This is a genomic window from Citrobacter sp. Cpo126, assembly GCF_030332445.1.
In the GTDB taxonomy this organism is placed as follows: Bacteria; Pseudomonadota; Gammaproteobacteria; order Enterobacterales; family Enterobacteriaceae; genus Citrobacter; species Citrobacter portucalensis.
In genome coordinates this window covers 383502-394981 of record NZ_JAOWHT010000043.1, presented here as the reverse complement: position 1 = coordinate 394981, position 11480 = coordinate 383502, and the positions used below count along the sequence as shown (strand labels likewise).

The window sequence follows — 11480 nt, the reverse complement described above, 5'->3', positions numbered from 1 at the left end:
GCGCAATCCCTGTTGTTAGACTTACAGCAGATCGCGGAACTGCGTTTGTTTCAGCGCCAGCTCAACGCCGCGGACTTCTGCCAGGCCTTTCAGGCGACCAATCGCAGAGTAGCCCGGGTTGGTTTTCTTGTGCAGATCGTCAAGCATCTGGTGTCCATGATCCGGACGCATCGGGATAGGACGCAGGTCGCCCGCTTTTTTACGCCGCTGCTCTTCACTCAAAATGGCAGCCACCACCGATACCATATCCACATCGCCCTGCAGGTGCGCACCTTCATGGAAGGTTTTCGGGTTATCTTCACGACAGGTTGAGCGCAGGTGCGTGAAGTGGATTCGATCGCCAAAGGTTTCGATCATTTTCACCAGATCGTTATCAGCGCGCACGCCGTAAGAACCGGTGCACATGGTGAAACCATTATTAATGCTATCGACCGTTTCTTTCAGCCACTGCATATCTTCGATAGTCGAAACGATACGCGGCAGGCCGAGGATCGGGCGCGGCGGATCGTCAGGATGCACGGCCAGACGCACGCCGACTTCTTCTGCCACTGGCACAATCGCCCGCAGGAATACCGCCATATTATCGCGCAGATCGTCCTTGCTGATGCCGTCGTATTCAGCGAGACGCGCACGGAACTGATCCAGCGTATAGCCCTCTTCTGCACCAGGCAGGCCAGCAATGATATTGCGGGTCAGCTTTTCAATTTCTGCATCGCTCATGGCATTGAAGTAGTCCAGCGCCTGGCGTTGTTCTTCGGCGGTATAATCCGCTTCAGCTCCCGGGCGTTGCAGAATGTGAAGTTCGAAGGCCGCAAAAGCAATCTGGTCAAAACGCAGCGCTTTGGAACCATCCGGCAGTTGATATTCGAGGTCGGTACGCGTCCAGTCGAGGATCGGCATGAAGTTATAGCACACCGTATCGATACCACAGGTCGCCAGATTACGGATACTCTGCTGATAGTTGGCAATCCACGTTTGATATTGACCTGAACGCGTTTTGATATCTTCGTGGACAGGGATACTTTCCACTACCGACCAGGTCAGTCCTTTTTCAGCCAGAATGGCCTGACGCTGCTGAATTTCTTCTACCGGCCACACTTCACCGTTAGGAATATGGTGTAAGGCGGTCACAACACCCGTTGCGCCAGCCTGACGCACATCATCAAGCGATACCGGATCGTTAGGTCCGTACCAACGCCAGGTTTGTTCCATTGTTTCACCTCACAAGTTGTTATACCAAATTAAATCATCTTAATGACGACTACCATACAGGCATCCGTCAACTGATCAACACATTGCCGATGATTGGTTGATCAAGCTCACATTCCCCGGATAAATGAGGCACACCAATTCAATTTGTTGTCATATAACTTTATACTGCCATTGTTAATTTATGGTTAATCAGGTGTATTAAATGAAAACTATTGCCTCAGCGCCACTGGCGGAAAATGTCATGATGCCGCAATACGACCGCCAGCAATTAAAAACGCGGATTGTGCATTTTGGTTTCGGTGCTTTTCACCGCGCCCATCAGGCGTTACTAACCGACAGGGTGCTGAATGCGCAGGGTGGAGACTGGGGTATTTGTGAGATCAGTCTGTTCAGCGGCGATCGACTGATGAGCCAACTGCGCGAACAGGATCATTTATTTACCGTGCTGGAAAAAGGGGCCAACGGCAACCAGCCAATTGTTATCGGCGCCGTCAACGAATGTCTCAACGCCAGGCTGGATTCGCTGGCGGCCATTATCGAAAAATTCTGCGAGCCTCAGGTGGCTATTGTCTCACTAACCATCACAGAAAAAGGCTACTGCATCGATCCGGCGACAGGTTCGTTAGATCTCAGTAATCCACGTATTGCTCACGATCTGCAAACACCGACTGAACCGCACTCTGCCCCCGGAATTATTGTTGAAGCCCTACACCGCCGACGTGAACGCGGGCTACAGCCGTTTACCGTCCTCTCTTGCGATAACATCCCGGACAATGGTCATGTGGTAAAAAACGCCGTCCTTGGAATGGCGGAGAAACGTTCACCAGAACTGGCAACCTGGATTCAGGAGCATGTCAGTTTCCCAGGCACCATGGTCGACCGCATTGTCCCTGCCGCCACTGAAGAGTCACTGGCCGAAATTGCCCGCGAGCTGGGGGTTGCCGATCCTTGCGCAATCAGCTGCGAACCGTTTATCCAGTGGGTGATTGAAGATAATTTTGTGTGTGGCCGCCCACAATGGGAAACGGCGGGCGTCCAGATGGTCGAAAATGTGTTGCCGTGGGAGCAAATGAAACTGCGGATGCTGAACGGCAGTCATTCGTTTCTTGCTTATCTCGGTTATCTGGCCGGGTTCCAGCACATCAGCGACTGTATGCAGGACAGCGCATTTCGTGAAGCCGCTTACCGCCTGATGCTCAACGAACAGGCACCTACGCTGCAAATTACCGATGTTGATTTAGACCAGTATGCCCTAAGCCTGTTGGAGCGTTTTGCCAACCCAGCGTTGAAACATAAAACCTGGCAAATCGCGATGGACGGTAGCCAGAAATTACCCCAGCGCATGTTGGAAGGGATCCGCGTACATTTAGCCCGCCAAAGCGAGTGGCCACTGCTGGCGCTCGGCGTCGCGGGCTGGATGCGTTATGTGAGCGGCGTGGATGATTCAGGCACCGCTATTGATGTTCGTGACCCGTTGAGTGAAAAAATTTCCGCTCTGGTTAAACAGAGCACAGAGTCAGAACGCGTCAACGCTCTGCTTTCGCTGCGCGAGATTTTCGCCACCGACCTCGTACAGAATCCGCAGTTTGTCGCGGCCATTCAGCAGGCCTGGCAACGCATTGCCCAATACGGTGCGCATCAGGCTGTCATTGAGACGTTAAAAAGTTAACGATTTCTGCCATTAAGCAGGACGAAGCGCCTCTTCGTCCTCTCCCCCCTTCTCTTTTTCCCTGTTTTTCGCCAGGATTGTTAAATGCCATTACGGTAATTTATGATTCTGGAGTAAATGTGACTAAAACCAATCTCATCACCGGTTTTCTCGGCAGTGGCAAAACCACCTCTATTCTTCATTTATTGGCAAACAAAGATCCTGCTGAGAAGTGGGCCGTGCTGGTTAATGAGTTTGGTGAAGTTGGCATTGATGGCGCGTTGCTGGCCGACAGCGGTGCGCTGCTAAAAGAGATCCCCGGCGGCTGTATGTGCTGTGTTAACGGTCTGCCAATGCAGGTTGGCCTCAATACGCTGCTGCGTCAGGGAAAACCCGACCGCCTGCTGATTGAACCCACCGGCCTCGGGCATCCCAAACAGATTCTGGATTTACTCACCGCACCGGTTTATGAGCCGTGGATCGATCTGCGCGCAACCCTCTGTATCCTTGATCCTCGCCTGTTACTGGATGAGAAAAGCGTCGCCAATGACAATTTCCGCGATCAGTTGGCCGCTGCTGATATCATTGTTGCCAACAAAACCGACCGTGCCACGACGGAAAGCGAAAACGCCCTGCAAAGCTGGTGGCAACACTACGGTGGTAATCGCCAGTTAGTTCATGCCGACCATGGGCAAATTGACGGACAGCTACTGGATTTGCCCCGACTAAACCTGGCGGAGCTTCCTGCAAGCGCGGAGCACGCCCATAGCCATGCCAACAAAAAGGGGCTGGCAGCGTTGAGCTTACCCGCACAGCAGCGTTGGCGGCGTAGCCTGAACAGCGGTCAGGGCCATCAGGCCTGCGGTTGGATTTTTGACGCCGATACAGTGTTCGATACCATCGGTCTGCTGGAATGGTCGCGTCTTGCTCCTGTTGGACGCGTGAAGGGGGTAATGCGTATTAAAGAAGGACTGGTACGCATTAACCGCCAGGGAGACGACTGGCATATAGAGACGCAAAACGTCGCGCCACCGGATAGCCGTATTGAACTCATCGCCGATACCGAGACTGACTGGAATGCGTTACAGAGCGCGTTGTTGAGACTTCGTTTAGACGCTAGCGCGTAAGGTTGCCTTCGTTTTTAGCAATGGTAAACGACGATGAAAACCCGATACCCTTTAATCCTCCTGCTTAATATTGCGGGTCTGGCACTGTTTCTGTCCTGGTATATTTCAGCCGGGCATGGGTTCTGGTCTTCACTCGATACGGGCGTCTTCCGCTTCTTTAATCATAAACTGGTGGAAAGCCCGCTGTTCTTATGGGTTGTTGCTATTACCAATAATCGGGCATTTGATGGCTGCTCATTGCTGGCTATGGGCGCATTGATGCTGCACTTTTGGCTCAAAGAGACGTCGGAAGGTCGCCGACGCATTGTGGCAATTGGTTTGGTTATGCTGCTCACCGCAGTGGTATTAAATCAGCTGGGCCAGGCGCTTATTCCCGTTAAACGCGCCAGCCCCACGCTTATGCTGGATAATATTTATCGCGTCAGCGAACTGCTGCATATTGCGACCAAAGATGCGTCGAAAGACAGTTTTCCTGGCGATCACGGCATGATGCTGCTTATTTTTTCCGCATTTATGCTGCGTTATTTCGGAAAAGTCGCAGGAATAATCGGCCTTATTATTGCTGTGGTTTTTGCCTTTCCGCGCGTAATGATTGGCGCTCATTGGCTCACTGATATCGTGGTTGGCTCCATGACGGTGGTCTTGATTGGCCTTCCCTGGTGGCTAATGACGCCATTAAGCGACCGATTAGTCACTCTGTTCGTGAATTATCTACCCGGCAAAAACAAACAATTTTTAAACAAATAACGCAGAGTAATTAACATCATCAGGGATACTTCTGATTCCCTGATGATGCCGGGCAATATTTCATCATTCTGATTGTCATTCTCCTGTCATCTTATTCATGTTTAAAATGAGTAGGTTGCGTATTTTTTACCCTGATTGTTCTTAATTTAGACAATGCCGTTTATTCACTTTCTGTATCAATTTTTCTTATAAGAAATCACGTAAAATCACTCGCATTGACCGGAACGATCGGGTAATCTCGAACTCGTTTTGCCTCGCGGGATAATTATTCCCTTTCAGAATAAATTTGTGCGTTCTGCCACAGATTTGACCTTAAGGAATTGTCTCATCGTGCGATGGTAATTAGTCTCGTCACGTTTGGCATTTTTTATAACGATATTTATCGTTAAGGACTTCAAGGGAAAACAAACAAAATGGTCAAATCTCAACCGATTTTGAGATATATCTTGCGGGGCATACCCGCGATAGCAGTTGCGGTTCTGCTTTCTGCATGTAGCACAACGAACACCGCCAAGAATATGCATTCTGAGACGCATGCTGTGGGCAATGGAGATAACTCTTCACTGCAAGCCTCTCAGGATGAATTTGAAAATATGGTACGTAATATCGATGTTAAATCACGTATTATGGACCAGTATGCTGACTGGAAAGGCGTGCGTTACCGCCTTGGCGGCAGCACCAAAAAAGGTATTGATTGCTCAAGCTTCGTGCAGCGTACATTCCGCGAGCAATTTGGTTTAGAGCTTCCGCGCTCAACCTATGAACAACAGGAAACGGGAAAATCCGTTTCGCGCACTAATCTGCGCACAGGCGATCTGGTTCTGTTCCGTGCTGGTTCTACTGGCCGTCACGTCGGTATTTATATCGGTAACAACCAGTTTGTACATGCCTCGACCAGCAGTGGCGTTATCATTTCCAGCATGAACGAGCCTTACTGGAAAAAACGTTACAACGAAGCTCGCCGGGTTCTGAGCCGCAGTTAGTTTCGTTTGGCAGCTATCCCTTGGCTATCCTGATGAGACATTCCAAAAGCACTGCTTCGGCGGTGCTTTTTTGTTTCACCCTGCGACTAAGAAAAATCTCACAACATGAGTCATTTCAGGTTATATTCATACAGAGTAAGCGGTTAAATCAGGTAAAATAAGGATCTATGTTCAGACGCTCTTCTTCATCCGGTCGGAAAATCCTGCTTTCCTGTATGTTAACGGGGCTTATCGTCGCAATACTCGTGAGTACCCTGCAGTTTTTCGTCACCTGGCATAAACGAGAAGTTAAGTACGACACGCTCCTTGCCGATATCCAGAATTACGTCAGCAGCTACTTCACCGACCTCAAAACCACCACCGATGCCCTTCAGCCGCTGGTTGCCAACAGTTGCCAACAAGTCGGCGCTAAGCTGACCTCCAGTGCAGCATTTAGCCTGAACGTTCGCGCTTTCTTGCTGGTAAAAGACGGCATCGCTTTCTGCTCTTCCGCGACAGGTTCCATGTTCACTCCGATTTTGGATTTGATACCAAACCTCGATATCAGCAGAAATATTGATGTGGAATTACTTCCCGGTACGCCCATGATGCCGGACAAACCAGCGATCATGATTTGGCACCGAAACGCGTCGTTCAACGATAGCGGCGTATTTACCTCACTGAATATCAATCTGGCACCTTATCTGCTCTATACCGCCCGGCAGGATGATTTTGACGGTATTGCGATTATCGTCGGTAATACCGCAATTTCGACATTCTCATCGCGAATCATCGATGTCTCCGCTCTTCCTCATACCTCCTGGCGGCAGGCCACTCTTGAAGGGATCCCGCTTAAAATTCGCTTATACGCACAAGAGTGGAGCTATACCGACGTCTGGTATTCTATTTTGTTGGGATGTATGGCCGGGATTATTGCCGCCCTTCTCCTCTGGTACTACATCTACAGCATCCGTTTACGCCCAGGCAAAGATATCCTCAACGCCATCAAGCATAACCAGTTTTATGTGGTGTACCAGCCCGTCGTAGAGATGCAAACGCTGGAAGTGAAAGGCGTCGAGGTCCTGTTACGTTGGAATCACCCAACAACGGGCGAGATCCCACCGGATGCCTTTATTCATTACGCTGAATCACAGAAAATGATCGTCCCGCTGACTCAGCATCTCTTTAAGTTGATCGCCCAGGATGCCCCGGCGCTACAAAAAGTGTTACCCGCTGGCGCAAAATTGGGGATCAATATCGCGCCATCGCATCTGCATGGCGAGACATTTAAAGACGACATCCGGCACCTGCACGCTTCACTTCCCGCAAACTATTTTCAGATAGTGCTGGAAATCACTGAACGAGATATGCTCAATCAGCACGAGGCCACAAAGCTATTTGAATGGCTACATTCCGCAGGTTTTGAAATTGCGATTGATGATTTTGGCACCGGCCATAGCGCGCTTATTTATCTGGAACGCTTTACCGTTGACTACCTGAAAATCGATCGCGGATTTATTAACGCCATCGGGACGGAAACCCTGACCTCTCCGGTTCTGGACGCCGTGTTGACACTTTCTAAACGTCTTAATATGCTGACGGTTGCGGAAGGGGTAGAAACTCCTGAGCAAGCCCGTTGGCTGCGCGATCGTGGGGTGCATTTTTTCCAGGGATACTGGATTAGCCGACCATTAAAGCTTGCTGATTTTGTGCGTTGGATGGCACAGCCCAATAAGCCGACGTGGTGATCGCAGTATGCGATTCATATACTCTCACTCGCCGCTACATCCCTTATCTTTCAGGCATGATGCCCGTCGGGTTGTGGCAGGAAAAGGAAATCGCTTTTATATGATCCCTCGCGTACTGTTTCTGTTTATTACCCTCATCGGGTTTAGCGCCCAGGCGCAATCCATCAAAGAAAGCTATGCTTTTGCCGTACTGAGTGAACCGAAGTACGCATTTAACTTTAATCACTTCGATTATGTAAATCCCGCAGCCCCTAAAGGGGGTCAAATCACCCTGTCCGCCATTGGCACGTTTGACAACTTTAACCGCTATGCGATGCGCGGTAACCCTGGTGCACGTACCGAAACGCTTTACGATACGTTGTTTACGACCTCTGACGATGAACCTGGTAGCTATTACCCGCTCATTGCCGACAGCGCACGCTATGCTGACGACTATTCCTGGGTAGAAATTGCCATTAATCCACGAGCGCGTTTTCACGATGGCTCACCCATTACCGCCCGCGACGTCGCATTCACCTTCCACAAATTTATGACTGAAGGCGTGCCGCAGTTTCGTCTGGTCTACAAGGGAACAACGGTAAAAGCCATCGCGCCATTAACCGTACGCATTGAATTAGCCAAACCGGGTAAAGAGGACATGCTCAGCCTGTTTTCATTACCCGTGATGCCAGAGAAGTACTGGAAAGATCATAAGCTCAGCGATCCCTTATCATCGCCGCCGCTCGCCAGTGGCCCTTATCGCATTACGAAATGGAAGATGGGCCAGTATATTGTCTATTCGCGCGTCAAAGATTATTGGGCCGCTAATCTGCCAGTCAATCGTGGACGCTGGAACTTTGATACCATCCGCTACGACTACTATCTGGATGATAACGTCGCCTTTGAAGCGTTTAAGGCCGGTGCGTTTGATCTGCGTCTTGAAAATGATGCCAAAAACTGGGCGACGCGTTATACCGGGAAAAATTTCGCGAATCATTACATCATCAAAGATGAGCAAAAAAACAAGTCCGCGCAGGATACCCGCTGGCTGGCATTTAATATTCAGCGTCCGGTATTCAGCGACCGACGGGTACGGGAAGCCATCACGCTGGCTTTTGATTTTGAATGGATGAATAAAGCGCTGTTCTATAATGCCTGGAGCCGGACCAACAGCTATTTTCAGAATACCGAATATGCCGCGACAAAATACCCCGACGCAGATGAGCTGGTGATACTCGCGCCCTTGAAAAAAGATCTCCCCTCTGAGGTCTTTAGCCAAATCTATCAGCCGCCAAAATCAAAAGGCGATGGCTACGACCGCGACAACCTGTTGAAAGCCGATACCTTACTGGAGCAGGCCGGGTGGGTACTAAAGGGTCAGCAGCGCGTAAACAGCGCCAGCGGTAAACCTCTGAGCTTTGAACTGTTGCTCCCGGCGGGCAGCAACAGTCAATGGGTGCTGCCGTTCCAGCACAACCTGCAGCGCTTAGGTATTACCATGAATATCCGCCAGGTGGATAACTCACAAATCACGAACCGCCTGCGCAGTCGCGACTATGACATGATGCCGAGGTTGTATCGCGCGATGCCGTGGCCGAGTTCGGACCTGCAAATTCTGTGGGCCTCTCAATATATTGATTCCAGCTACAACGCCCCCGGCGTACAAAGCCCGGTGATTGATAAACTGATCGACCAAATCATCGCGGCACAAGGTGATAAAGCCAAATTGATCCCACTGGGCCGGGCACTGGACAGGGTATTAACCTGGAACTACTACATGTTGCCGATGTGGTTTATGGCAGAGGATCGCATCGCCTGGTGGGATAAATTTTCGCATCCTGCTATTCGCCCAATTTACACCATTGGCCTCGACAACTGGTGGTATGACGTCAACAAAGCGGCGAAACTGCCCGCAGCCAGACGACAGGGAGAATAAATGGGCGCGTATCTGATTCGACGTCTACTGCTGGTGATCCCAACGCTTTGGGCCATCATCACCATCAACTTTTTTATCGTGCAAATTGCCCCAGGCGGCCCGGTTGAACAGGCCGTCGCCGCCATTGAGTTCGGGCAAAGCGGGGCATTACCCGGCGCGGGTAGCGAAGGTGTTCGTGCCAGCCACGCGCAAACCGGCGTTGGTAACATCAGCGACAGTAATTATCGAGGCGGACGGGGTCTGGACCCGGAAGTGATCGCCGAAATCACTCGCCGCTATGGGTTCGATAAGCCCATTCATGAGCGTTACTTCAAAATGCTCTGGGATTACATTCGTTTCGATTTCGGTGACAGCCTGTTTCGTAGCGCCTCGGTGCTGACGCTTATCAAAGACAGCCTGCCTGTTTCCGTCACGCTGGGGCTGTGGAGTACGCTCATCATCTATCTGGTGTCGATACCGCTTGGGATCCGCAAAGCGGTGCATAACGGCAGCCGGTTTGATGTCTGGAGCAGCGCATTTATTATTATCGGCTATGCCATACCGGCCTTTCTGTTTGCCATTTTGCTGATCGTCTTTTTTGCCGGGGGAAGCTACTACGACCTGTTCCCGCTTCGCGGGCTGGTATCCGCCAATTTTGACTCCCTGCCCTGGTATCAGAAAGTAACCGACTACCTTTGGCATATTACCCTGCCGGTGCTGGCGACGGTGGTTGGTGGGTTTGCCGCGCTGACTATGCTGACCAAGAACTCATTTCTGGATGAGGTGCGCAAACAATATGTCGTCACCGCACGCGCTAAAGGGGTCAGCGAGAAAAATATTCTGTGGAAACATGTGTTTCGCAATGCCATGTTGCTGGTGATCGCCGGCTTCCCGGCAACGTTTATCAGCATGTTTTTTACCGGCTCACTGCTGATTGAAGTGATGTTCTCACTTAACGGCCTGGGATTGCTGGGTTATGAATCCACCGTATCACGCGACTACCCGGTAATGTTTGGCACGCTTTATATCTTCACCCTGATCGGTCTGCTGCTGAATATCCTCAGCGACATCAGCTATACGCTGGTCGATCCTCGTATTGATTTTGAGGGACGCTAATGTCGCGATTAAGCCCCGTCAATCAGGCCCGCTGGGCGCGCTTTCGCCACAATCGTCGCGGCTACTGGTCGCTGTGGATTTTTCTGGTGCTGTTCGGTCTTAGCCTGTGTTCAGAACTGATTGCCAATGATAAGCCGCTACTGGTGCGCTACGACAATAGCTGGTATTTCCCCCTGTTCAAAAACTACAGTGAAAGCGACTTCGGCGGACCGCTGGCGACTCAGGCTGATTATCAGGACCCGTGGCTACAACAGCGCCTGGAAAACCAGGGCTGGATCCTGTGGGCACCAATACGCTTTGGGGCCACCAGCATTAACTTTGCCACCGATAAGCCCTTCCCTTCCCCGCCTTCCGCACAAAACTGGCTGGGAACAGACGCCAACGGCGGTGATGTACTGGCGCGCATCCTCTACGGCACACGTATTTCTGTCTTGTTTGGTCTAATGCTCACCCTCTGTTCGAGCGTGATGGGCATTATGGCTGGCGCAATTCAGGGCTATTATGGCGGCAAGGTGGACCTGTGGGGGCAACGATTCATTGAAGTTTGGTCAGGAATGCCAACGCTGTTTCTCATCATCCTATTGTCGAGCGTGGTCCAGCCTAACTTCTGGTGGCTGCTGGGCATTACTGTGCTGTTTGGCTGGATGAGCCTGGTTGGCGTGGTGCGCGCGGAATTTTTACGTACCCGAAACTTTGATTACATTCGAGCCGCTCAAGCGCTAGGCGTAAGCGATCGCAGTATTATTCTGCGTCATATGCTGCCCAACGCGATGGTCGCGGCCCTGACTTTTTTACCGTTTATTTTATGCGCCTCGATAACCACCCTAACCTCACTGGATTTTCTTGGGTTCGGTTTACCGCTTGGCTCGCCATCACTGGGAGAACTCCTGTTACAGGGTAAAAACAACCTGCAGGCACCGTGGCTTGGCATCACCGCGTTCATCTCCGTTGCCCTGCTACTATCGCTGCTGATCTTTATTGGTGAAGCGGTACGCGATGCGTTTGATCCCAACAAGGCGATTTAAA

The 11480-nt window shown here is 50.9% G+C and carries 9 protein-coding genes; 8 read left to right on the top strand and 1 reads right to left on the bottom strand.

Annotated features, from left to right (window positions below; all coding sequences use genetic code 11):
* Nucleotides 1–21 precede the first annotated feature (21 nt).
* Nucleotides 22–1212, bottom strand: coding sequence for a mannonate dehydratase (gene uxuA / locus OGY17_RS22420; protein ID WP_048215901.1), 1191 nt, complete (start codon nt 1210–1212; stop codon nt 22–24).
* Between the two features lie 202 nt (nt 1213–1414).
* On the opposite strand from uxuA, the gene OGY17_RS22415 reads away from it, so the two are divergent.
* From OGY17_RS22415 to OGY17_RS22380, 8 genes are all read left to right on the top strand, one after another.
* Complete coding sequence (locus OGY17_RS22415; protein WP_153687479.1) at nt 1415–2881, top strand: mannitol dehydrogenase family protein; 1467 nt, start codon at nt 1415–1417, stop codon at nt 2879–2881.
* 119 nt (nt 2882–3000) lie between these two features.
* Nucleotides 3001–3987 carry a CobW family GTP-binding protein gene (locus OGY17_RS22410; protein WP_003834563.1) on the top strand — a complete coding sequence of 329 codons (987 nt, stop codon included), beginning with the start codon at nt 3001–3003 and terminating at the stop codon, nt 3985–3987.
* Nucleotides 3988–4020: 33 nt separating this feature from the next.
* Nucleotides 4021–4734: a phosphatase PAP2 family protein gene (locus tag OGY17_RS22405; protein ID WP_286608371.1), complete on the top strand. Its 714-nt coding sequence runs from the start codon at nt 4021–4023 to the stop codon at nt 4732–4734.
* Nucleotides 4735–5147: 413 nt separating this feature from the next.
* A complete protein-coding gene (gene mepS / locus OGY17_RS22400) occupies nt 5148–5717 on the top strand; it encodes a bifunctional murein DD-endopeptidase/murein LD-carboxypeptidase (RefSeq protein WP_003834567.1) in 570 nt (189 codons plus the stop codon).
* Between the two features lie 167 nt (nt 5718–5884).
* Nucleotides 5885–7444, top strand: coding sequence for a cyclic di-GMP phosphodiesterase (locus tag OGY17_RS22395; protein WP_008785287.1), 1560 nt, complete (start codon nt 5885–5887; stop codon nt 7442–7444).
* Between the two features lie 100 nt (nt 7445–7544).
* A complete protein-coding gene (locus OGY17_RS22390) occupies nt 7545–9359 on the top strand; it encodes an extracellular solute-binding protein (RefSeq protein ID WP_286608369.1) in 1815 nt (604 codons plus the stop codon).
* Nucleotides 9360–10454 carry a microcin C ABC transporter permease YejB gene (locus OGY17_RS22385; RefSeq protein WP_003834575.1) on the top strand — a complete coding sequence of 365 codons (1095 nt, stop codon included), beginning with the start codon at nt 9360–9362 and terminating at the stop codon, nt 10452–10454. It begins immediately after the preceding gene.
* On the top strand, nt 10454–11479 hold the full coding sequence (locus OGY17_RS22380) for an ABC transporter permease (RefSeq protein ID WP_003834577.1): 1026 nt from the start codon (nt 10454–10456) through the stop codon (nt 11477–11479). Before OGY17_RS22385 ends, OGY17_RS22380 begins: the two co-directional genes overlap by 1 nt.
* Nucleotide 11480: the final 1 nt, after the last annotated feature.